Origin of the sequence: Tritonibacter horizontis, assembly GCF_001518015.1 — a bacterium.
Classification (GTDB): Bacteria; Pseudomonadota; Alphaproteobacteria; order Rhodobacterales; family Rhodobacteraceae; genus Epibacterium; species Epibacterium horizontis.
In genome coordinates, this window is record NZ_LPUY01000082.1 from 1 (window position 1) to 22,878 (window position 22,878).

Sequence of the window (22,878 nt, forward strand, 5' to 3'; positions counted from 1 at the left end):
CCGCCCGTTCCCGTCGCCCTGCCCCCAGAGGCGGCGCCGACCGAGGCCCTGCCCGACGCCGCGCTGCCCACGTCTCCGCTCGCGGATGCCGCCCCGGCGATCCATGCCGCGCCCCTGTCGCAGGTCTCCGGAACGCCCGCCTCGATCCGGGCCGATCTGGCCTTTCCCGCCGGAACCGCCACGACGGTCGATCCGCAGTCGCTGGCCGCCTTTCGCCAGTTTCAGGACCCCGGCACCGAAGGCGCGGCGCTGCGGGATGGTCTGGCCGGGCTGCTCGCCACCCTGCCCTGCGCGCGGGTGCAGCTTTCCTTTGATCCCGATACCGCGACGCTGGAGCTGAGAGGCCATTTACCGGCCAATTCGATGCGCGCCCCCGTTCTCGCCGCGCTTCAGGCCGAGATGGGTCAGGATATTGTTCTTGCAGATGAAATGCGGCTCTTGCCACAGCCGCAATGCGGCGCACTGGCGGGAATTTCCGAAGTCGGCCTGCCGCAAAGCACGGACCAGATCACCAATCCGCTGCTGGTGGGCGAGGATGCCCACGCGCGGGTGCTCAGCTATGCCGGGGGCGAGCAGCTGTTCTTTGACCTGACCGCGCCGGATTACCCGGCTTATGTCTATGTGGATTACTTCGATGCCGGCGGGGCGGTGTTGCACCTGATGCCGAACACTCATGTGCCGCTGTCACGGGCCGCCCCGAAATCGCGCCTGAGGGTCGGCGCGCAAGAGGCCACGGATCCGGGCCTGATGATCACCGTCGGGCCGCCCTATGGGCAGGAGATCGCGGTCGCCTTTGCCGCCTCGCATCCGCTGTTTGCCGACGACGCGCCCCGCCCGCTGCAGGAACCTGCCGCGCCCTATCTGGCGGCGCTGAAAGCCGCCGTCGCAGCCGCCCGCAGCCGGCATCCGGATTTCAAAGGCGAATGGGTCTATTTTCTGGTCACGACACAGGCGCCCTGATCCTCAACAGCAGATCATCAGCAGAAGACCCTCAGCTGGATCTCGGCACCCCGAAACCGGTCTGGCAGATTGGCGGTCTGGCCGACTGGTCCCCACGGGACAGGCGCGGCGCTGGCGCGCCTAGCTGCAGTCGCCCGCGGCCCAGCTGCGCAGGGCCTGTTTCATAACACCGCCAAAGGGATGCTGCTTGGACAAGGAGCGTTGCAAATCCGCCGTCAGATAGGTCTGGGCCTGGGTGCAAAGCGCGTCGCGCGTCCAGTTGTGGCAATTGCTGCAGGATTGTTCACGCCAGTATTCCTCTGGCAAACCGGCCACGGGGGGGAACATCGGTGATTGCGTCACCAGCTCCTCCAGCGTCAGTCCATTGACCTGTTCCAGTTCCGAATCCAGCTTGCTGGCAAAGGTGATCGGCCCGCTTTCGATTTGCGTGCTCAGCGGCGTATCCATCAGGCTGGCCACGATATTTGGCGCGGCGGCCAGATCGGTGTCTTCTTCGCCGCCCGCCAGCCGGGCCGCCAGTTCCAGTTCCGCCAGCTCGACATAGCGCCCGTCGGGAAAGGCCTGCAAATAGGCCTTGAGCGCGGCAGTCCCCGGCTCGTTATGGGCCACCTCGAAAATCGCGGTCTCGTCTGTCATTGTCCCTGCCGCATGCTGGGAGGTCTCGCCGGAGGCCCCGTACGACAGCTCTTCCAGCAGGGCGCGGGCTTCGGGCGCAAAGGCGCTGTTGCCATAGGCGCGCAGGAACAGCATCACCTGCACCACGTCGCGGCTGGATTGCGCCATGCTCCACAATTCCCGCTCCGCAATTGCGGCATCGGACCCGGCCAGCAGGGTGCTTTCAACCCGATTGAAGACAAAATCATTGACCAGCGAAGAACTGTCCCAGGGGGTCTGGCGGCCGTTGGTCTCGTCGATGACGGACCGGCGGACCTGTTTCAGCACCTGTTCAATGGGCTCGTTCGGACGGGTGATTTCACGCGCCAGCGCATCGGTAAACGGGCTGTTGCCCTCCGCCCCGTCCAGCGCCACCGCCCCCGGTGCCGTGGCATAGGCCAGGAAGGTCCCGGTGGGGGCCTGCATCTCGGCCAGGCCATTGTCGTTCAGTTCTGCAACGCTGACGAAGGGGTTGTTGCGGCAGGCATCGAGGATCACGATATTGGTGGCATTGCGGGCCGAAGCCATCTGACGCAGCACCGATTGGGCCTCGACCGCGACCAGGTCCAGATCCGCCGCATCGCTCAGCGTCACGTCGACCGGCAGCAGGTAGTTGTTGCCAAAGCTCTGCACCCCGTGACCGGCATAGTAAAACAGCCCCACGGCGTTTTCATCCTTGGCCCGCAGGGTGCGGCCGAACTGGGCAATCGCGCGTTTCAACTCGACCTGGGTGGCGTCGGTCAGCAGCGTCACCTCGAAATCCAGCTCCTCCAGCGTGCGCGCCAGGAGCTGGGCGTCATGCACCGGGTTGTCCAGCGAAGTCACCGCACCATAGGCCGAATTGCCAACCACCAGCGCCATGCGATCCTCGGCACGGGCCATCCCGACGGAGAGGCCGGCATACAGGGTCAGGCAGAGCGCCACCATCAGACCGCGCCAGATCAGTTCGCGCCAGATAGCCAGGTTGCTCAGAACAGGTCTCACAATCTTAATCCCGATTCGTTGTAATAGCCCCAAACGCCAGTTTTTGCGGGCTTGGTCGACAGGTGCAGGCCGATATTAGCCGCACTCTCTCAACGTCTAATTTACATGTCTTTGCAATTCGATACCACAGGCAAGCGAACGGTCCCGTTTCTGGACCGGCTGAAAATGCTACACTGGCGGGGGACGCAGAATCTTACTGCTATATTCAGAAGGACGGCGAGGGATGCTGAAACGACTTTACTATTTGATTTTACTTGTTTTTTTATACTTTCCACTGACCGTTTCCGCCAATCCGTTCGAGGGCGGCTGGCAGTTGCAAACCGGGCAATCCACCATCGGTTTCCTTTCGGTCAAAAAAGGAACAATCGCGGAATACAGTGGATTTGCATCATTTTCCGGACAAATCGACCCGACCGGCGCGGCAGAAATCGTCATCGCCATGGATTCGGTCGACACCAAGATCGACCTGCGCAACGTTCGCATGCGTTTTCTCTTCTTTGAAACCTTCAAACATGGCGAGGCCCGGATCAAGGCGACCATTCCGCCCGAACTGGTCGCCGATCTGCCGAGCCATACCCGCAAGACGGTTGACCTGTCGGTATCGCTGACCCTGCACGGGATCGAAACCAACCTGACCGCGCCCGTTGCCGTCACCCTGATGGACAACAACACGGTCAACGTTTCAACCGTTCAGCCGATCATCCTGTCGCTTGCGGATTTTGACCTGCTCGGCGGCCTTGCCAAGCTGGAAGAAGCCGCCAATGTCACCATCACCCCGGTTGGCATCGTCAGCCTGGATCTGTATTTTCAGCGCAACGGCAGCCAGGGTGATCGCGCCGTCACGCCCGCGCCCGCCATCGTGGCATCCGCCACCACCGGCAGCAGCACCGCGCTGGAAACCACCGGCACCTTCAGCCGCGATGAATGCGAAGGCCGCTTTGACATCCTGTCGCAAAGCCGCAGCCTGAACTTTCCGCCGAACACCGCAGAAATCACCCAGGATGCCCAGGGCTTTCTCGATGTGCTGGCGGATGTGGTCAACCGCTGCCCCGACATGAAGGTCGAGGTCGGCGGCCATACCGACGCCTGGGGCAAATCCAGCTGGAACCTGGAGCTGAGCCGCCAGCGGGCTGTTGCCGTGGCGAAATACCTCATCACCAAAGGCGCGAGCCAATCGCGGCTGATCCCGGTCGGATATGGCGAGACCTCGCCGCTGGTGGACAATGACACCCTTGAAAACCGCGCCAAGAACCGGCGCATCGAATTCAAGGTCCTGAACTGATCGCACGGCCCCGCCCCATTACCGGGGCGGGGCTTTGTCCTAGTCTTCCTGATCGAGATAGCCCGCAATCAGGCTGAGCAATGCATCGGCCTGTTCCGCGTCCAGATCACGCCCTCTGAGGTCGATCCGCAGGGCCCGCGGCCCAACCTCGGCGCTGAGGTCACCGCCGCCCGCCAGCGACCGCGTGGGCAGTTGCGTCACCTGACGCGGACGCCCGCCACGGGTCTTTTCTTTCGCTGCAGGCTCCAGCCCCTTCAACGCGTCCTCCAGCAATCGCGCCTCGGCCCGCGCATCCTCCGGGTTGATCGCCGCCAAGGCCTTGCGCAAGGCGCCCTGCCCGCCTGATCGCAGAGCGGTTGCCAGCTTCAGCCCGACCTTCTCCGACATCTGATTGGGATAGTGCAGCAGGTCGCCCAGCCCTTCGTGTACGGCGGCAAAGCTGCGCACCTTGGACCGTTTCGCCTTGGACGCGGCGGCAAAGAGCACCTCGACCGCCTCCTCGACCGAAGCCATCACCCCCTGCCCCGCCACCAGCACCGCGATGCGGCCCCGCTCGTAGGGCGACAGATTGGCGCGCAGTTCGTTTTCTTCGACCATGGCAACATAGGCCGCCGCGCTTTCGGTGCCCTTGCGCAGAAAGGCCGGGATCTCCTCGAACCCCTCCATGCTGCGATTGAGCCGCCCAAAGGCCTCCAGCCTGCGAAACCCCGACACCAGACCGTAGCCACCGGCGTCCAGCGCCACGACCTCCACCGGGCTGCGCAGGCCATTGGCCCGGATCGAGGCAATAAGCTCTTGCAGCTCTTCCTCTTCGATCTGCATCCGGTCGCGGCGCAGGTGGTCCCGGTCGATCTGCACCAAAGGCACCATGACCACGGCCTGCCCGGCCTCCTCCGCCTCGCGCCAGCGCACGGCATCGGCCTTGTCGCGGGCCTGCTCCACCCGGTCGGTGACCGTCGTCATGCCATGTAGCTGCGCCGCCTCGGCTGAGACCTTGGCAATCGGGGGGGCGCTGGCCAGCGGGCTTGCCGGTTCGGCGTCAAAAGGGTTGATCCCCGGTTTCGCGGCGAAACCTTCCTCGATCTTTTCGATTTCCGCGGCGTCGGGGGCGATCAGTCGTCTGCGTTTTGCCATGTTACTCTGCCCCTTCCATCTGGACGTCGCGCCACCAGCTGCCGATGAGCAATTCTTTGAATTCGGCATAGGTCCGGTCAAAGGTTTCGCGACCGCGTACGTAGGTATCGCGGTTGAAGTCGCGATAATCTGCTTCATAAATGCCATTCACCTGTTCTCCCGCCTGGCCCACAAGGGCCGTGACATCCTGACGGTAGGCATTCATGAAGTCGCCAAAGTAGGCCTGGATCACATTCGCCATATCCGTCTGCTGACTGGCGTCAAAGCGCGTGATCAGCGCCCTTACTACATCCCATTCGAACTTAATTTCAGGCAAACCCGCCGCACGCTGCGCAACGTTTTCGCCTTCTTCGATCGAGGCGAAGGTGGAATAGAGCATATCAAAGAACCGCCCCGTGCTGTCAAATTCCAGGAAAGAGGCCCCAAGCGGCACCAGCAGGATATCGGCGGCGGCCAGCGCGTTGATGGTCAGGTAGCCAAGCGCCGGCGGCGTGTCGAGAAAGACGATGTCATAGTCATCCAGGATCCCGTCGTCCTGCAGGAAATTGTTGAGCGCGTCCCAAAGCGGCCAACTGCGCAGCCCCATGCGCCAGACCGGGATCTGGAATTCAGCCCAATAGAGGTTCAGCTGGGCGCCGATCAGGTCGATATTGGGCCAGTGGGTTTTCTGGATGACGTTTCGCGGCGAAACCTTCAACGCCTCGTTCAGGGTTTCATCCAGCGGCAGCTCTGCGTCACCCGCCGCCGCCCGGACCGCGTTTTCCGCCACCACCGACCGGGCGTAATCCTTGGCGATCATCGGAAAGATGGTGGACCATTCGTCCTCGACCCGACCGCCGAGGATCGAGGTCATCGAGCCCTGGGAATCCAGATCGATCACCAGCACCTTGTAGCCATCCAGGGCGGCGGACATCGCCAGATGCGCCGCGGTCGAGGTCTTGCCGACGCCGCCTTTGAAATTGGCCACCGCCGTCACCTTGGCCGGCGCGCCCTTGGGCCGGTAGGGCAGGTATTCCTTGGTCGAGACGCCTTCGCTTGCGAAATGCTGCCGCAGCAGCAGCACCTCTTCCAACGTGAACCATTTGGAGCCGCCTTCGCCTTCGCCCTGGGGCAAGTCCGGGTGAGATTTCAGCACCCGGCGCAGATGCTGTGGCGCGACCGGGATCAGATAGCGGGTGATTTCCCAGGTCGAAAATTTCCGCAACCGCTTTTCACCATCCGGGGCATAGCCGCGCCGGGCCAGGTCTTCGCGCCCCTTGCCACAGAGCGCCGCCGCCTTGGCAAAGCGGGTGGTCTGGATCGGATCAGGCAGTTTCTCGGCTGCTTTCTTCGGGTCCAGATTGAAATAGGGAGGTAACGTTGGAGATGTCATGTCGGTGCTCGATCTCTGTTCGTGTGTTATGTTTTTGGTTATATAGCACAGAATAGAGAACATCTTTGTCAAAGCATAGGCCGGAACAACCGCAGTAGAGGCGTTTTTCCCATGATTGCCTCGGGAACGCGGCGAAACGGGTCTGAGAGCCGCTGTTTCCTTTCTAATGTGTTAAATACGGGCAGCAAAACCTTTATGTATTTTCAGAGTCTTTAGAATCTTTGCGCTCAGATTAACATTGTATATCAATGATATAGTCTGGTTTGCGGACCTGTTCACAGGATGAATGGGACCCGTCTGCGGGATCAAAGGTACCCGGATACAGGACCAGAGGCACCAAAACACGGTCTGAAAGGTTCCGATTCTCGGGATGGAGCCCAAATCCGCAACGGTGCCGTGACGGGACCATAGCGCGCCAGAGCGGCCCTGTCAGGAGTCTACAGGCCCAGTTAGACACGAAACAGCCCCGTTAGAGCCTGCGCTGAAAATGCCGCCCTCGCAGTCTGCGCGCCTGGCAGGGGGCGTCCCGATTCGCAGCCTGCGGGGGGCTGCAAGGCGATCTCCCGAAGATGGGTACCTTTCACCGCCGCCGAGACGTCGGGCTGTTGGCATCGCAGGACCGGCGAAAGGAACCCGTATTGGATTGTCTCATGGGTGCCTTTTGTGGCAGTCTGAAACAAAAAAGAACGAGGCAGTTGATTCCATGGCAGTGCAGGCAATCAAAGCGGAGCGCCTGACCGGCGCGTTAAGTCGCGAAACGGTCAAAAAGAACGTGGCCGCAATTCACATCAGTGGCAAGCTGACGCTGCTGCAGCGCAAGCTGTCCAATGTGCTGTTGCTGAATGCCTATGACACGCTCACCTCGGCGCGCAGTCATACGATTGACGCCCGCACCCTGGCAATGATGGTCGGCTACAATTCCAACGACATCGACAGCCTGCGCGCCAGCTTGCGCGCCCTGGCCGAGACTGTCGCCGAATGGGATATGCTGGACGAGCAGGGGCATCAGGAATGGGGCGTCTCTGCCCTGTTGAGCTTTGCCAAGTTGAAGAACGGGGTCTGCGAATACGCCTATTCCCCGGCCCTGGCGCAGAAGCTGCACGATCCGAAGATCTATGCCCTGATCAACGTCAAGATCCAGCGCAACTTTACCTCCGGGCACGGGCTGGCGCTCTACGAGAATTGTTATCGCTTCGTGCGCACGGGCTCGACCGGTTGGTGGAGCCTCGATATTTTTCGCAAGCTGATGGGGGTCGATGGGTCGTCCTATTACGAGACGTTCAAGCACCTCAATGCCAAGATCATCAAACCGGCGGTGGCGGAGGTCAACAAAAGCTCTGATATCATCATCGAGCCGCAGACCCGCAAAAAGGGCCGTGCCGTGAGCGAGATCCGGTTTCTGATCCGCGAGAACCCGCAGATGGCAATGTTCCAGATCGACGACAGCGACGGGGTTCGCAACCTCGCGGTTTACAAGGCGCTGCGCGGGCAGGGGATCTCTGACCGGTTGGCGCGCCAGTGGATCACCGAACATGGGCCGGAGTATGTGCAGGAAAAGCTCGACTATGTGGCGGGGCAGGGGGCTGTGAAATCCCGCGCCGGTTACCTGCGCGCCGCGATCAAGGGCGATTATCTGGAGCCGGGCAGCAGCCCCTCCGCCGCCACGCCGCCGCTTGACCCGGACGCCCAGGCGCGTCTGGACACCGCCCGGGCCCGTCGTGACGCCGAAAAAGCCGCCGAGGCGGCTGCCTTTGAAGCGCGCACTGCGGAGCGCAAAGATCGCGCGCGTCACCTTGATACCGTCGAAACGCTGGTTTCGCGGCGAAACCCCACCCAACGAGACGCGGATCGCCGACAGTTTCTGTCCCGGCTCGACAGTGATCTGGACCGGGAGCATTTCCGGCAGCACGGCTGGCGGTCGGCATTGAATGCCAGTGCCATCATCGCCTTCTGGCAGGAACTGGAGCCGGACGCCTTTGAGGACACCGCCGGATAAACCCGGCCCCCTCATCGCGAAGGGCGCTTTCTTTTTATCGCACAGTTGTATAATAAGACGGGGCAGCTGCGGCCTGACGCTCTGCATGACCTGCGGCATCAAGAGAGTTTTGCGGATGAAAACCACGTCAATTACCAAACGTCTTGCGGGGCTGGGCGGCGCCAAATGGGATTTGCACCTGACCGCGCGGGCGCGGTTGGAGCGCGGCGAGGACATCATCGAGATGACCATCGGCGAGCCGGACGTGCCGCTGCCGCAACCACTGGCGCAGGCAGCGATCACCGCATTGCAGGCGGGCCGCACACAATATTCCAACGGTCGTGGCGAGGATGGCCTGCGGGCGGCCCTGGCAGAGGTCTATTCCACCCGGCGCGGACGGGGTTTTGAACCCGACAACATCCTGTGCTTTCCCGGCACCCAGACCGCGCTTTTTGCGGTGATGCAGGGGGTGGCGGAGACCGGCGACGAGGTGCTGGTGGGCGATCCGCTTTATGCCACCTACGAAGGCGTGATCCGGGCGACGGGCGCCGATATGGTCGCGGTGCCGCTGCGCGCCGAGCATGGGTTTCGCATGCAGGCGGGTGATGTCGCCGCGCGCATCACCCCAAAGACACGCGCCATCTTGTTGAATACACCCCACAATCCGACCGGCGCGATCCTGCGGCGGGCGGAGCTGGAGGCGATTGCCGCGCTGGCGCGGGCACATGATATCTGGGTGATCTCGGACGAGGTCTATGAGGAGCTGGTGTTTGACGGGGCGGAGTTCCTCTCGCCGCTGGCCCTGCCGGAGCTGGCGGATCGCTGCATTGCGGTGTCGTCCATCTCCAAGTCGCACGCGGCCCCGGGGATGCGCAGTGGCTGGGCGGTTGGGCCGACGTCTTTCATGGATGCCTTGCTGCCGGTTTCTGAAACCATGCTGTTTGGCAACCAGCCTTTCATTGCCGATATGACCGAGGCCGCCGTGCGCGCGGGGTCGTCGGTGGCGGCGGGCATGGCACAGCGCTATGGCGCGCGGGCCGACGGGATGGTCACCCGGCTGGAGACGGAAACGGTGCTGAAGGTGAACCGGCCCGAAGCCGGCATGTTCGCGCTGGTCGATGTCAGCGGGCTGGGGCTGGACGGGGACAGTTTCGCCTGGGCGCTGCTGGAGGAGACGGGCGTGGCGGTGATGCCGGGATCGTCCTTTGGCGAACATATGCGCAACTGGGTGCGGCTGGCGCTGACCATTGACGACGCCGACATGGCCCGCGCGCTGGACCGGATCTGCACCTTTGCACAGCGCAGGGCGGCGGTTTCGGCGCAGGATGCATAACCACAAAGTGGTGACTGTTGGTTGAAACCGGCGGCATTGGCGTTTTATGAGAGGTGACCTTGGGACGCACGCTCCCGATCTCTGAGGAGGTGCCGACATGACCGCAACCCAATCCACGCCTGACGGGCGGGCCGATCCGATGGCGGGTGAAATCTGCATTCTGGGCCTTGGCTATGTCGGGCTGCCGCTTGCCGTCGAATTTGGCCGGATCCGTCCTGTTGTCGGGTTCGACATCGACACCGGTCGGATCATGGAGCTGTCACAGGGGTTTGACCGCACTGGCGAGCTGGACACGGCAGAGCTGGCCCAGGCCCGCGGGCTGCGGCTGACCAGTGATCTGGGCGAAATCGCCGAGGCAACCACCTATATCGTGACGGTGCCGACGCCCATCGACCAGACCCGGCGCCCGGATCTGGGGCCCTTGCTGGCGGCGACCCGTACCGTGGGGCAGGTGCTGAAATCCGGCGATACGGTGATCTATGAATCCACCGTGTATCCCGGCGCCACCGAGGAAGACTGCGTGCCGCTGCTGGAGGCCCTGTCGGGCCTGCGGATGAATGTGGATTTCGGCGTCGGCTACAGCCCCGAACGGATCAATCCCGGTGACAAGACGCGGCGGTTGCCGGATATCGTCAAGGTGACGTCCGGGTCGTCGCCGGAGGTGGCCGCGCAGGTTGATGCGCTCTATGCCCAGATCGTCACTGCCGGCACCTACCGCGCCGAGAGCATTCGTGTCGCCGAAGCCGCCAAGGTGATCGAGAACAGCCAGCGGGATATCAATATCGCGCTGATCAACGAGCTGGCGATGATCTTCAACCGGATGGACATCGACACCGAAGCGGTGTTGAGGGCGGCCGGCACCAAGTGGAATTTCCTCAACTTCCGGCCCGGTCTTGTCGGCGGTCACTGCATCGGCGTTGATCCCTACTACCTGACCCACAAGGCGCAGCAGATGGGCTATCACCCGGAGATCCTGCTGTCGGGGCGGCGGCTCAATGATGGCATGGGGGCCTATGTGGCGCAGCAGATGATCAAGGCGATGCTGCAGCGCCGCGTGCAGGTGGTCGATGCGCGGGTGCTGGTCATGGGGCTGACATTCAAGGAAAACTGCCCCGATCTGCGCAACACCAGGGTGATTGACGTGATCACGGGGCTGCGGGAATTTGGCGTCACGGTGGATGTCTTTGACCCCTGCGCCGACCCGGACGAGGCGATGCGGGAATACGGGATCGAGCTGGTCTCCGCGCCGGGGCAGGGGGCCTATGACGGGGTGGTCGTGGCGGTCGGCCATGCGGCGTTTCACGCGCTTGGGGCTGAGGGCATCCGCGCCTTTGCCACGCCCAAGGGGCTGGTCTACGACCTGAAATATGTCCTGCCCGCCGACCAGTCGGATCTGCGGCTGTGAGCGGCGCGGCCCGCAGGCACATTGGGCGCGCCCTGGTATGAGTCTCTGTGTGATCCACACCGGCGGCACCATCGGCATGGGGCGCACGGCGACGGGGTTTGCGCCGCAAACGGGCGTGGTCGAGGCAGAGCTGGCGCGGTTGCAGACGGCGGGCGTGATCGGCACGGATGTGCGCCTGCGCGTGGCGGAGCCGCTGATCGACAGCGCCAATGCCACCCTGGCGGACTGGAACTGGATCATGGACCAAATCGCTGAGGCCGCTGTCGATTGCACCGGCGTTATCGTGACCCATGGCACCGACACGCTGGCCTTTACTGCGGCGGCGCTGGGTTTTGGCCTCCAGGGGCTGAACATCCCGGTGGTGCTGACCGGCTCCATGTTGCCGCTGACCGAAGTGGGCAGCGACGGGCCGCGTAACCTGGCAGAGGCGTTTGCTGCGGTTGAAACCCTCGGGCCGGGGATCTGGGTTCAGTTTGCCGGGGCGCAGTTGCACGGGTTGCGGGTGCGTAAATCACATTCGTCGGCCTTTGATGCCTTCAAGGATACGGCCACGGATGTTGCGCCGCTGCGGGTGGCGCCGACGCTTCGGGTTCAGCCCTATGAGCCGTCCTTTGCGGTGCTGGTTGTCGCGGTCGCGCCGGGCATGGCAACGGATCTGGTGACATTGGCGGCAGAGCGGGCCGATGGGATCGTGTTGCGCTGTTATGGCTCCGGTACGGTGCCCGAAAGCGCGGTGTTGCGGGCCGCCCTGTGCCGGGCACGGGATCGGGGGGTGCCGGTGCTGGCGGTCAGTCAATGCGCCGAGGGCGGGATTTCGCTTGGGACCTACGCGGCGGGCGCCATGCTGGCGGAAACCGGCGCCATCGACGGGCGCGACATGACAGTGGAGGCCGCCTATACAAAGCTGCTGCATGCGCTGTCGGCAACGCGCGATCCAGACGACCGGCGTCAGCTGCTTCAGACCCGGCTTGGCGGCGAATGGTCCGAATAACGTATTGATCTCGATATAAATATGTCCGGGCCACATGGGGCGGCCCGGACCATGTGGCGGTCAGGCGCGGCGGGCCTGTTCTGATCCTTCGGCCTGCGGCTGCCGGATCTCGCCGCTGTCGGTCACGGTGATGGTTTCCCCCTGTTCAAGCCCGTCGAGACCGGTCGCGCCAACCAGCATCAGGATGTCCTTTTCGCGGGCGACGATGGCCATATGGCTGAGCCAGCCGCCGACGGCGCTGACCACGGCGCCGGCCTGTTGCAACTGTGGCAGCCAGGCCGGGTTGACCATGTCGCAAAGGATGATGTCCCCCGGCGCAAACCCCACAAAGGCCGCCTCGCCAAAGCTGGCCTCGTCGGCGACGCGAAAGGCCCGGCCGGTTGCCTCACCGGAGCCGGCGACGCAGGTGCCATGCATGGGGCCGTCCGCAGCGGCGCCGATTGACCCGGCCGAGAGCTGTTCGCAATCCGCCAGACTGAGCTGGGTCTGCGTGGGCGCCGATTTGCGGGCCAACGCGTCATGGCTGCGGCGGGCGTCTGCGATCTGGCGCAGGTGCTCCGGTTTCGACCAATCGCCCTGCAACAGCTCCTCGATGGTGAGGTGAAACACCAGCTCGTCCAGGCCGCTCTCTGCCCCAAGCGCCACCAGCGCGCGGCGCAGTTCGGCCAAAAGCCGCATCGCCTCGTGTTTGGCGCGTTCCTTGAGGTCCTGATAGGCGACAGCGGTGTCGATCAGCTGGCGCAGTTCCGTCGGCAGGTCAGCGGGCATGACGGAGGGGCGCAGCGGTTTGACCTCTGGTTCCATGAGCGAAAACAACAGGCTGGGTGCCTCGGCATAGCGCGGCGTTGACAGTTCGTAGTCGAACATCGCCCGGTGCCCCATCCGCTGCAAGGCCATGGCCTGGGCCTCTTCCTCGGTGCCGTGACACTGCGCCAGGAGGCTGGCGGGCGTGTAGTGCAGATCCGCCTGCATCAGGTGGCTGCGCAGGGCCGGATCCCCCTGCGCGGCGCTGGTGGCTTCTTTCATCGCAAAGGCCGAGAGCAGGTTGATTTTTTCCGCCTCGACATAGATGCCGGTGACGAATTCCTGTTTCAGCCGGGAAATGGCGTCGAGGATCTTGGCGCGGGGCAGGGCCTCGAACCGGATCGCGCGCCAGTCTTCGACGGTGTCGTTCAGCGCTGGCAGCACCTCATGCGCGAAGCGGTCCAGCGTTGGTGTCAGCTGTTTTTTCAGCCGGATCGCCCGATTGCCGCTGAGGTCCATCGTCAGCTGCTGTTTCAGCCGGGTATCGACATAGGTTTTGCCGAACAGCCGGATCAGATGCGCGTTTGGCGCTTCTGGCAGCGTATAGGGCAGGCGCAAGGCACGGCAGGCCAGGTCGAGACTGCCGCCGGGGGCCCAGATCTGTGACATCAAAGAGAAGGACAGCGGGGTCGGGCGGGGCAGGACCTCGCTCATTTCGTCTTGTTCCAGCAGGGTGATCTGCGGGTCACAATTGTCCTCGGTCACGGTGGCAAAGAGCCGGCGCCATTCCTGGGCGCGGGCCTGATCTTCGGCACTGCCCACGGTGGTGGTGGTGATGTCGCGCGATTGCAGGATGTAGAATTGCCCCTCGGTCCAGGCCCATTCCACATCCTGAGGCGCGTCAAACAGGGTCTCGATCCGGCGCCCCAACGCGAGCAGGGCACGGGCGTCAAACGGGGCCTCGGCACCATGGGCGGCGGCGTCAAAACTGTAGCGCCCGAACCGCGCCGTCTTGGGGGTGGCGCGGCCGGAGACGAGATCCTCGCCCTTGCCCGCAACCCATTCCAGCAGCATCATGCCGGGTGCCTGCGGGTCCTGGGTAAAGAGCACCCCGGCATAGCTGGCCTCGATCATGTGCTGGATCAGGATATTGCCCGCCCCGGCGACATTCCGGGGCGCGGTGTCGTCGGTTCCGCCATAGCTCTGTGCGCGGGCGGAACCGAAGGAGGCCAGCACGGTTTCGATGGCTGAGGGCAGGGTGGGCCCGGTCACGTCGAGCACCGAGTCAAACACCCCGGCAAAGCTTTGATCGGCGCCGTCTTCCTGACTGGCAGAGGATCGCACAGCACAGGGGGTCGGACCAATCTGCCGCCAGAGCCGGGCCGCCATCTGCTGGCGTCGCTGCGGGGCGGCCTGTTCAAACTGCGCCAGGTAGCGGTCGGTCAGGACGATGCCATCGGGCACTGGAAAGCCGGCGTTGGCCAGTTGGGACAGGCGCAGCGCCTTGTTGCCCGCCTGGGCCAGTTGGGCGGTGTTGTCGAGCGTCACCACACCGCGGGGCAGCCGCGCCATATGGCGCAGGGTGACGGTGGCGCGGGCGAGTTTTCCCGACACGTAGAAATGCTGTAGCAACAACCCCGCAAGGCTGATGCTGAGATAGACATTCCCCGCCGTCGAAAGCCCCATGGTCAGCACAAACAAAAGCGGCACGCCAAGGCCCAGCCACAGGACGGCGCTGCGGCGATCGCGGGCCATGGCGCTGAACAGATAAACACCGCCCAGAGCGGAGGTCAGCAGGGCGGCCATATAGCTGGGATCGGGCGCGCCGAGGTCTGCCACCCAGAGAAAGGGTTCGGCAATGGCAGTTGCGGCGAATTCCGCCGATTGCAGACCAAGCATCATCAAGGGCAGGAACAGCAGCGCGGTCAGATTGCGCATCGGTGTCAGCCCGTGTTTGGCATAAAAGGCCTGGATGGCGCGGGATTTGCGCATCGGGTCGGCGGCGAGGCGCGATTTGACCGCCTGAAGTTCGGGTTTATGCATCCGCAGGGTGATCTGGTCGCGTTCGGATTTCAGCGCAATCGGCAGCACCATCAACCGCGAGACCAGCGCCAGCACAAACAGGCTGACCAGCAGGTGGGCCCGTTCGTGTCCCCACAGAAGCGCGGTGCCGATGGCCGCGACCGCCTTGGTCCAGACCGTCTTGTTCTGTTCCGCCAGCCAGGCGCTGACATGGGGTTTCGGCGGCGGCGCCACGAAATATTCCCACGGCAGCGTGTATCGACCGGCAAAGGGCAGACCGGCGCGGGTCAGTTCCAGCCCCAGAACCTGACCCATGAAACAGCTGCGCCGGTCATAGCAGGCGACGACCGTCGGCTTGTCCTCCAGCGCGGCGATGCGGCTGCGCAGATCCTCCGTGGTGATGGCGCGGATCGGGATGTTGATGGCCCCCGGCAAATGACCGGCCGCGAAATTCCCCGGATAGCGCGTGTCCACGATTTGCAGCGGGCCGGACTGAACCATCTTGGTAAAGGCGTCGGTGCTCAGCAGGCGGGACTTGTTTTCATAGTCTGGAATGGCGCGCAGGTCCGACAGGCTCTGGACCTCTGCATCAGAGAAGGGACGGGATTCCACGATCCATTTCTCGATACCGCCGGCGACAAAGCTGCAATCGATGCCCATCTTGGCCAGCTCTGCGCAGGTTTCCGAACTGCGGTTGCCGTTGTGACAGAACAGCACCACCCGTTCGCCGGGCGCTACCGGGACCGACTGTTGAAAATCTGGAAACCGCACATGGGTGGCGCCGGGCAGGGTGCCCATCTCATGTTCGGCCGTTTCGCGGATGTCGAAGAAGCGCACATCGTCGCTGGCCAGCAACGCGGCGGCCTGTGCTGTGGTGATGCCCTGCGGATGGGTTTCCTGCGCGGTGTAGCTGGTTTCCTTCAGCTTGGGATCTTTCAGCGTGGTGCCGTCGAATTGCGCGGGTCGGGACAGCGTGGCCTGCAGGCGCTGCAGCTCCTTGGTTTTGTGGCTCTGCCATTGCCAGTGATTTGCCGCCGCCAGCAGCGCGGCCACGGCCACAAGGCCGGCGATCAGCCGTACCGGATAGCGTCGCTGGCCAAAGGTGCCGGGTTTCAGCCCCAGCCGACCGGCGACCATGGCGCCAAAACCGGAGAGCAGCGCCACAACCAATGCGAGTATCTGCGACAGCGAAGAGACCGACCCCAGAACAAGTTCAGGCGACGGAATAGCCAGCGCGGGCGCAGCGTTTGTGAGGAAAAAGGTCATGCTTACCGATAAACAAAAGTAAATTTTAACAGACCGGGTGATACAAGTCGGCGTGTTTAGTGTAGTCACTAGGTGTCCTTCTGAACGGAAAGAATTCCCCGGCATTGGCTGCGAGGTCCTGACAAAGAAACGTCGTAATCCTTTCCAGATGGTTAATTTTTGCTAAGTGAGAAAAATTACCCCTTAGTTTTCAACAAGTTTTCGTCTTATCTTTGACATTGAAATGGTTGGAAGTGGGCACTGAACTCTTATGTCCAGCGATCTATCCGGCCGAAAAGGAGAGTTTGATGCCTGTGGCACGAGCAATTGACGTGGGTGAGGCCCAAAAAAGCGTCAGATTCATCAAAGTTTTGGCATTTGGGGCGCTGTTGGCTTTGGCGGCGCTTGGCCCTGGATCTCCGGCACGCGCGGAGATTGAGTTGGTCTTCGGCACCTATGCCGCCGACAAACCTTCGGCGACGGTGCGCAAATATCGCCCGTTCCTGACCTTCCTGGAGAATCGGATGGAGGCGTTGCTGGACGAAGAGGTGACGATTCGTCTGCGAATTTCCAAGGATTACGAAGGCAGCATCGCGGATCTGGCCAATGGTGTGGTCGATTTTGCGCGATTTGGCCCGGCCTCTTATATCCACGCGATGGATCAGAACGCCGGAATTTCGATCATTGCGATGGAATCCAAGAAGGGCGAAAAACGCTTTAAAGGGGTGATCGCGGTGCACCGCGACAGCGATATCCATCAGGTCGAGGACCTGGCGGGCCTGTCCTTTGCCTTTGGCGACGAGCTGTCGACGATCGGCCGCTACCTGTCGCAAACCTACCTGCTGGAAGCGAACATCGACGGGCAGGATCTTCACGGGTTTGAATATCTCGGCCGTCACGATCTGGTGGGCGAGGCGGTCGGAGCCGGCAAATTCAGCGCCGGGGCGTTGAAGGAAAGCACCTTCAAGGAACTGGTTGCCAAGGGCGTTCCCATTCGCAGCCTTGTGTCTTTTGACAATGTCACCAAACCCTGGCTGGCGCGTGCCGACCTTGATCCGCGGGTTCTCAACGCGATGCGACAGGTGATGCTTTCGTCCAAGAATGAAGAAATGGTGAAACGAGTCGCGAAAAACGGCTTTCTTGCCGGGACCGATTCCGATTATGATTTTGTTCGACAGGCGATGATACGGAGCCGCGACTTTTGAAGGTTCCCCTTCACAGACTTTTGCAACGCACGGGCATCCTGCCACAGATCATCGTTTCGATGTCGCTGGCTGCGCTGCTGGTTGTGGTGGCGGTCGGCGGAGTCGCGCGGCGGTATGAGGTGCAACGTGTCAGCGACCAGCTGAGCGAACAGGCCAATCTAACCGTTTCACTGCTGAGCGGGCTGCTGCTGGAGGCGATCATCGTCGAGGATGTGCCGGTTCTTGAAACCGGGCTGGTGGAGGCGATCACGCGGTACCCCAAGATCCTGTCGATCCACATTGAAAACGGCGAGGGCGAAGTGGTGGCGGAGGCCTCCAACGCCGTTGCCGCAGCCACCGAAGGCTATGTGATGTACCGCCGTCCCGTCGAATACGAGGGATTTGTCTTTGGGACCATGGTGGTGCAATGGTCGACCAAAGAAGGTCGGATCATGGTGATGGAAAAGGTGCGTCAGTCGATCACCTGGACCATCCTTGCCGTGGTCGCCATGTCCCTGCTGATGTTGTATCTGGTCTATCGGCTGGCGCTGAGCCCGCTGCAGGTGGTGCATGGGCGGATGTCCAATGCGGTGGCCGGGGGGCAGACCAAAGATTTCCAACTGCCCTGGTACGCCAGCCGGGAATATCAGGCGCTGGATGCCTCGGTTGCGGTGCTGGAAGACAGCCTGGCCCAGCGGGACGAACGCGAAGCGGCGCTGGAAGCGGCGCGCGAGCAGGCCGAGATTGCCAGTCGGGCCAAATCCGAATTCCTCGCCAATATGAGCCATGAGATCCGCACCCCGATGAACGGGGTCATCGGCATGGCCGAAGTTCTGCACGAAACCGAGCTGACGCCGGATCAGCAGATGTACGCCGAAACCATCGTGAAATCGGGGAGCGCATTGCTGACAATCATCAATGATATCCTGAATTTTTCGAAAATTGAGGCGGGCAAGCTGGAGCTGCACAAGTCGACCTTCAACCTGCGGACCGTGGTTGAGGAAGTGGTGATGCTGCTGGCGCCCAAGGCGGCAGAGAAATGGGTGCAGCTGACCCTGCGCTACGATCCGGATCTGCAGGAATTCTACGAAGGCGACGCGGGCCGGTTCCGTCAGATCGTTACCAATGTGGTGGGCAACGCGGTCAAGTTCACCGCGCAGGGGTCGGTCCATATTGATGTGTCCGGCAATCAGGCCGTCGGCAACGAGATGGCGCTTCGGATCTCGGTTGCGGATACCGGCATTGGTATCCCGGCAGAGAAACTCGACCAGATTTTTCACGCTTTTGAGCAGGCGGATGGGGCCGCGACGCGCAGTTTCGAGGGCACCGGGCTGGGGTTGGCCATTTCGACCCGGCTGCTGCACCTGATGCAAGGGCGTCTGCATGTGACCTCCAGAGAGGGGACCGGATCTGTCTTTACCATCGAGGTCAGCCTGCCGATCAGCGACCGGGCGCCGCTGGCCTTCACGCCGGATCAGCCGGTTGCCGGGCTGCATGCATTGGTGGTCGACGATCTGGAACTGAACCGCCGGATCCTGGGCGAGCGGCTTCGGTCCTGGGGGTTGCGGGTCACCGAGGCGGATTCGGCCGTGGAGGCGATGCTGCGTCTGGACGAGTTGAAAGACGCCGGGGAGCTGTGCGATCTGGTGTTCCTCGATTTCAACATGCCGGATTGTGACGGCTACGAACTGGCGATGCGCATCCGGGCGCTGCCCAATATCAAAAAGCTGCCGATTGTGGTGCTGTCCTCGGTTGATCCAGCCCTGTCGCAGACCATGCTGGCAGAGATCGGCGACTGTCATCAGGTGTTGAAGCCGGTGCGGGCGGATCAGTTGCGGCAGGTGGTGGGCCAGGCCCTGGGGGCAAGTGCGGCCGCCGATACGGCCGTGACCCCATCCGGTCAGGTCCTGCCGGGCGGACGGCGGCTGAGCCTGCTGATGGCCGAGGACAACCGCACCAACCAGGTGGTTGTGTCGCGCATGCTGGCCAATGAAAACGTTGAGATTTCCATCGCCACCAATGGCCAGGAGGCGATTGACATGTATCAGGCGCTGCGTCCCGATCTGGTGCTGATGGACATGATGATGCCGGTGAAGGACGGGCTGGAGGCGACAGAGGAAATCCGCCGCATTGAGGGGGCCATCGGCGCCACTCGGGTGCCGATTATCGCCCTGACCGCAAATGCCTTGCAGAGCCATGAAACCGCCTGTCGCGCGGTTGGCATGGATGATTTTCTGAGCAAACCAATCCGCAAGCAGGCGTTGTTGGAGACCCTGCACAAATGGGCGCTGGAAGCCGAGGCCAAGGATGTGACAGGGCGGCAGGAATTGGAGGCGTGACACCGGCGCCCCGGTGGTTGGGCTCCGCGTGTTCCGTCCAAGCTAGCTCGTCGACCGGCGCAAAAAGGTGATCAGGCTGGCCCCGAGAAACAGCCCCGTTCCCATCGCCACGATCGTCGGCCCGGTCGGGGTATCCAGCCGAAATGACATCAGCAATCCGCCCAATACCGAGAGCGTCCCAACCAGAGCGGCCATGACGGCCATCCGCTCGGGCGTGTTGGAAAAGGTGCGCGCAGTGGCGGCGGGGATCAGCAGCATGGCGGTGATCAACAGCACGCCAACCACCTTGATCGCGACGGCCACCACGATGGCCAGTGCCAGTGTCAGCACCAGTTGTTCGCGGTGTGGCGCGATGCCTGACGCGCGGGCCAGCTCCGGGTTGAGCGTGGCGGTCAGCAGCGACGACCAGCGCCACCAGAGGATGACCAGCACCAGCGCCGCCCCGATCCAGACCACCGCAATATCCGTGAGCGAGACCGCAAGAATATCACCAAACAGATAGGCCATCAGGTCGACGCGCACATCCCGCAGAAAGGACACCGCAACCAGCCCAAGCGCCAGCGCGCTATGGGCCATCACCCCAAGCAGCGTGTCCATCGCATAGCCGCGGTCGCTGAGGGCGCTGATGGTTCCGGCCATCAACAACGCGGTGACCAGCACGCCAGCCAGGATCGAGGTGTCAAAGGTCAGCGCCAGCGCCACCCCGAGGATGGAGGCATGGGCGGTCGCATCACCAAAATAGGCCATCCGCCGCCAGACCACAAAACAGCCCAACGGCGCGGCGGCGATGGCAACGCCGATACCAGCCAATGCGGCCAATACGATAAAGTCGTCAAATAGGGTCATGGCTGGGGGTGCCCATGCTCTGCCGGACCATGATCGCAGCCGGGGCCGTGATCATGGTCGTGGCTGTGGTCGTGTTCGTGCCGGTACAGCGCCAGCGTGCCGTGGGTGCCGGTGCCAAAGAGCGCCTGATACTCCGGTGCGCTGGCGACCTGCGCCGGGGCGCCCTCGCAGCAGACATGCCCATTGAGGCAGATCACCCGATCAGAGGCGGCCATGACAACGTGCAATTCGTGGCTGACCATCAGCACTGCGCAGCCCAGGTCGGCGCGCACCTGTTCGATCTTCTGGTAAAACGCGGCGGAGCCGGGTTGATCCAGCCCTTGGGTTGCTTCGTCCAGAATCAAGAGATCGGGCCGGATCAACAGGGCGCGGGCCAGCAGGACGCGCTGGAACTGTCCACCCGACAGCCCGGCCATGGGATGATCGCCCAGATCGGGCAGGCCAACATCGTCCAGCGCCGCTTCGGCGACGGCATTGGGAATGCGCTTGGGCAGGCTGAGAAACCGGCGCACGGTCAGCGGCAGCGTCGGGTCGATATGCAGTTTTTGCGGCACATAGCCGATCCGAAGCCCCGGCGCGCGGTCCAATGTGCCACTGCTGAGGGGCAATGCGCCGATCAGGCTGCGCAGAAGGGTGGATTTACCCGACCCATTGGGGCCCAGGATGGTGACAATCTCGCCTTTGTCGATGTGAAAATCGACGCCCTCCAGCGCAGGTGTACCGCTGTGGCGAATGGTGGCCTGACGGAGCGAAAGCAGCCGCATCGCGGTCACTCCTGACATTTCGGACACAGGCCCTCTGCCTCGACGACGGTGCGCTCGATCAGGAAACCGGCCGCGCGCGCGACTTCGCCCAGTTGACCCTGCATCGGTTCGCGCTGCGCCTCGGCCACGCTGTCGCAGTGGCGGCAAATCATAAAGACAGGGGTATGGGTCTCGCCGGGATGCATGCAGGCGATAAAGGCGTTCAGCCGTTCGATTTTGTGCACGAACCCGTGTTTGACCAGAAAATCGAGCGCCCGATAGGCGACCGGCGGCTGTGAGCCGAGCCCCTCCTCCCGGAGGTCATTCAGAATGTCATAGGCGCCAAGGGCCTGATGGCGCTGCAGAAGAATTTCCAGAACCCGGCGCCGCACGGGCGTGAACTGGAGCCGTCGCTCCGCGCAGTAGCGGTCTACGGCGGCCAGACCGCTGGCAATGCAGCGGGTATGGTCGTGTGACGCAAAGCCGATGCTGTCCATGAAGGCTCCTCGGGTCGGATGGTGGTTTTGGGGATTGATATGTTACAACATGACGTTTATCAACCCATCAAATCGTTATGATATAACACCTCTAGCTGGAGCCTCCGATATGTCCCGTACCGCCCTTTTGTCTGCGTTGCTGTCTTGCAGTGTTGCCCTGCCTGCACTGGCGCAGGCCCCGCGCGTTGTCACTGATATTGCACCGGTGCAGGGGTTGGTTGCGCGGGTGATGGAGGGGGTTGGCACGGCGGATGTTCTGGTGCCACCGGGCGCGTCGCCGCATGGGTACAGCCTGCGCCCCTCGGATGCCCGTGCCCTGTCCTCGGCGGATCTGGTGGTCTGGGTCGGGCACGGGTTGGAACCCTGGCTTGAGGGGCCGCTTGGGCAACTGGCGACGGATGCGACGGTGATTGAGCTGCTGGAAACCCCAGGCACCCTGACCTTTGATTTCCGTCAGGAGGTGCTGTTTGCGGTGGACAAGGCGCAGGATCACGACGGCCACGAGGATCACGAGGGCCATGATCATGACGCACATGGCCATGACGACCACGGTCACGACGACCATGATCACGAGGCGCATGACCATGAGCCGGATGATCATGACCACGGTCACGCGGACCACGATCATTCTGGCGTTGACCCGCATGCCTGGCTGGCGCCACAGAATGGCAAACACTGGCTGGCCCTGATCGCCGAAGCTCTGTCTGACATTGATCCAGCCAATGCCGAAATCTACCAGAGCAACGCCCTGGCCGGACAGGCGGAGATTGATGCGGTCACCCGCGAACTGACAAAATCGCTGGCCGGTGGCACGGGCGAATTTGTCGTCTTTCACGATGCCTATCAGTATTTTGAGAACAGCTTTGGTCTGCGGGCCTTGGGGGCCATCTCTCTGAGCGATGCGACAACGCCGAGCGTGGCGCGCATTTCAGCGATCCGCACGGCGGTGGCCGACGCGGGCGTGACATGTGTCTTTGCCGAGCCGCAGTTTGATCCCGGCCTTGTTGAAACGGTCACCAAAGGAACAGAGCTGAAGGCACTGGTCATCGATCCGATTGGCGTTGGTATTGCGGCGGGGCCGCAGTTCTATACCGAATTGCTCGCCCAGACCGGGGCGCAGTTCGAGGCCTGCCTGACGGATTGACCCGGATGGGACCCACGCTCAAAC

At 62.7% G+C, this 22,878-nt stretch carries 16 protein-coding genes; 9 read left to right on the forward strand and 7 right to left on the reverse strand.

Going from position 1 to position 22,878, the window contains the following annotated elements; translation table 11 throughout:
- Positions 1-960: DUF4384 domain-containing protein (locus TRIHO_RS15955; protein WP_131811210.1), on the forward strand; the 960-nt coding region annotated here is incomplete at its 5' end.
- A gap of 120 nt (positions 961-1,080) precedes the next feature.
- Here the strand turns inward: TRIHO_RS15955 and TRIHO_RS15960 are convergent.
- Entirely contained in the window at positions 1,081-2,598 is a 1,518-nt protein-coding gene (locus TRIHO_RS15960) for a caspase family protein (protein ID WP_232367811.1), read from the reverse strand.
- 223 nt (positions 2,599-2,821) lie between these two features.
- Here TRIHO_RS15960 and TRIHO_RS15965 point away from each other — a divergent pair, with 223 nt between their 5' ends.
- A complete protein-coding gene (locus TRIHO_RS15965; RefSeq protein WP_068245821.1) occupies positions 2,822-3,880 on the forward strand; it encodes an OmpA family protein in 1,059 nt (352 codons plus the stop codon).
- 39 nt (positions 3,881-3,919) lie between these two features.
- Here TRIHO_RS15965 and TRIHO_RS15970 read toward each other — a convergent pair whose 3' ends face one another.
- Complete coding sequence (locus tag TRIHO_RS15970; RefSeq protein WP_068245823.1) at positions 3,920-5,014, reverse strand: ParB/RepB/Spo0J family partition protein; 1,095 nt, start codon at positions 5,012-5,014, stop codon at positions 3,920-3,922.
- A gap of 1 nt (position 5,015) precedes the next feature.
- On the reverse strand, positions 5,016-6,386 hold the full coding sequence (locus tag TRIHO_RS15975; RefSeq protein ID WP_068245987.1) for an AAA family ATPase: 1,371 nt from the start codon (positions 6,384-6,386) through the stop codon (positions 5,016-5,018).
- Positions 6,387-7,089: 703 nt separating this feature from the next.
- Between TRIHO_RS15975 and TRIHO_RS15980 the strand changes: the two genes are divergently transcribed.
- From TRIHO_RS15980 to TRIHO_RS15995, 4 genes are all read left to right on the forward strand, one after another.
- Complete coding sequence (locus tag TRIHO_RS15980; RefSeq protein WP_068245991.1) at positions 7,090-8,382, forward strand: replication initiation protein; 1,293 nt, start codon at positions 7,090-7,092, stop codon at positions 8,380-8,382.
- Positions 8,383-8,497: 115 nt separating this feature from the next.
- The gene (locus TRIHO_RS15985; RefSeq protein WP_068245826.1) at positions 8,498-9,694 is read left to right on the forward strand and encodes a pyridoxal phosphate-dependent aminotransferase; all 1,197 of its coding nucleotides are present in this window, start codon (positions 8,498-8,500) and stop codon (positions 9,692-9,694) included.
- Positions 9,695-9,791: 97 nt separating this feature from the next.
- On the forward strand, positions 9,792-11,099 hold the full coding sequence (gene tviB / locus TRIHO_RS15990) for a Vi polysaccharide biosynthesis UDP-N-acetylglucosamine C-6 dehydrogenase TviB (protein WP_068245829.1): 1,308 nt from the start codon (positions 9,792-9,794) through the stop codon (positions 11,097-11,099).
- Between the two features lie 37 nt (positions 11,100-11,136).
- The gene (locus TRIHO_RS15995) at positions 11,137-12,090 is read left to right on the forward strand and encodes an asparaginase (RefSeq protein ID WP_068245831.1); all 954 of its coding nucleotides are present in this window, start codon (positions 11,137-11,139) and stop codon (positions 12,088-12,090) included.
- A 60-nt stretch (positions 12,091-12,150) separates the two neighbouring features.
- Here the strand turns inward: TRIHO_RS15995 and TRIHO_RS16000 are convergent, their stop codons facing one another.
- Positions 12,151-16,122 (reverse strand): PEP/pyruvate-binding domain-containing protein, encoded by a 3,972-nt coding sequence (locus TRIHO_RS16000; RefSeq protein ID WP_068245834.1) that lies wholly within the window; start codon positions 16,120-16,122, stop codon positions 12,151-12,153.
- A 287-nt stretch (positions 16,123-16,409) separates the two neighbouring features.
- On the opposite strand from TRIHO_RS16000, the gene TRIHO_RS16005 reads away from it, so the two are divergent.
- Both TRIHO_RS16005 and TRIHO_RS16010 read left to right on the forward strand, forming a co-directional pair.
- Positions 16,410-17,306, forward strand: coding sequence for a PhnD/SsuA/transferrin family substrate-binding protein (locus TRIHO_RS16005; protein ID WP_068245837.1), 897 nt, complete (start codon positions 16,410-16,412; stop codon positions 17,304-17,306).
- Positions 17,303-19,624, forward strand: coding sequence for a response regulator (locus tag TRIHO_RS16010; protein WP_082705167.1), 2,322 nt, complete (start codon positions 17,303-17,305; stop codon positions 19,622-19,624). The genes TRIHO_RS16005 and TRIHO_RS16010 overlap by 4 nt, the downstream gene beginning before the upstream one ends.
- A gap of 42 nt (positions 19,625-19,666) precedes the next feature.
- Here TRIHO_RS16010 and TRIHO_RS16015 read toward each other — a convergent pair whose 3' ends face one another.
- The 3 genes from TRIHO_RS16015 to TRIHO_RS16025 are packed head-to-tail and all read right to left on the reverse strand — an operon-like array spanning position 19,667 to position 21,710.
- Complete coding sequence (locus TRIHO_RS16015) at positions 19,667-20,470, reverse strand: metal ABC transporter permease (protein WP_068245843.1); 804 nt, start codon at positions 20,468-20,470, stop codon at positions 19,667-19,669.
- A complete protein-coding gene (locus TRIHO_RS16020) occupies positions 20,467-21,234 on the reverse strand; it encodes a metal ABC transporter ATP-binding protein (RefSeq protein ID WP_068245846.1) in 768 nt (255 codons plus the stop codon). The genes TRIHO_RS16015 and TRIHO_RS16020 overlap by 4 nt, the downstream gene beginning before the upstream one ends.
- Before the next feature lie 5 nt (positions 21,235-21,239).
- Positions 21,240-21,710: a transcriptional repressor gene (locus TRIHO_RS16025; RefSeq protein ID WP_068245851.1), complete on the reverse strand. Its 471-nt coding sequence runs from the start codon at positions 21,708-21,710 to the stop codon at positions 21,240-21,242.
- Positions 21,711-21,819: 109 nt separating this feature from the next.
- On the opposite strand from TRIHO_RS16025, the gene TRIHO_RS16030 reads away from it, so the two are divergent.
- Positions 21,820-22,854, forward strand: a complete 1,035-nt coding sequence (locus tag TRIHO_RS16030; RefSeq protein ID WP_068245854.1) for a zinc ABC transporter substrate-binding protein — start codon at positions 21,820-21,822, stop codon at positions 22,852-22,854.
- The last annotated feature ends 24 nt before the right edge of the window (positions 22,855-22,878 follow it).

Bases quoted from the DNA above. Each gene is read 5' to 3' on its own strand.
- TRIHO_RS16030 (WP_068245854.1), top strand. From the start codon at position 21,820: ATGTCCCGTACCGCCCTTTTGTCTGCGTTGCTGTCTTGCAGTGTTGCC.
- TRIHO_RS15975 (WP_068245987.1), bottom strand. From the start codon at position 6,386: ATGACATCTCCAACGTTACCTCCCTATTTCAATCTGGACCCGAAGAAA.
- TRIHO_RS16025 (WP_068245851.1), bottom strand. From the start codon at position 21,710: ATGGACAGCATCGGCTTTGCGTCACACGACCATACCCGCTGCATTGCC.
- TRIHO_RS15995 (WP_068245831.1), top strand. From the start codon at position 11,137: ATGAGTCTCTGTGTGATCCACACCGGCGGCACCATCGGCATGGGGCGC.
- TRIHO_RS16015 (WP_068245843.1), bottom strand. From the start codon at position 20,470: ATGACCCTATTTGACGACTTTATCGTATTGGCCGCATTGGCTGGTATC.
- TRIHO_RS16005 (WP_068245837.1), top strand. From the start codon at position 16,410: ATGCCTGTGGCACGAGCAATTGACGTGGGTGAGGCCCAAAAAAGCGTC.
- tviB (WP_068245829.1), top strand. From the start codon at position 9,792: ATGACCGCAACCCAATCCACGCCTGACGGGCGGGCCGATCCGATGGCG.
- TRIHO_RS16000 (WP_068245834.1), bottom strand. From the start codon at position 16,122: ATGACCTTTTTCCTCACAAACGCTGCGCCCGCGCTGGCTATTCCGTCG.
- TRIHO_RS15965 (WP_068245821.1), top strand. From the start codon at position 2,822: ATGCTGAAACGACTTTACTATTTGATTTTACTTGTTTTTTTATACTTT.
- TRIHO_RS15985 (WP_068245826.1), top strand. From the start codon at position 8,498: ATGAAAACCACGTCAATTACCAAACGTCTTGCGGGGCTGGGCGGCGCC.
- TRIHO_RS16020 (WP_068245846.1), bottom strand. From the start codon at position 21,234: ATGCGGCTGCTTTCGCTCCGTCAGGCCACCATTCGCCACAGCGGTACA.
- TRIHO_RS15970 (WP_068245823.1), bottom strand. From the start codon at position 5,014: ATGGCAAAACGCAGACGACTGATCGCCCCCGACGCCGCGGAAATCGAA.
- TRIHO_RS15980 (WP_068245991.1), top strand. From the start codon at position 7,090: ATGGCAGTGCAGGCAATCAAAGCGGAGCGCCTGACCGGCGCGTTAAGT.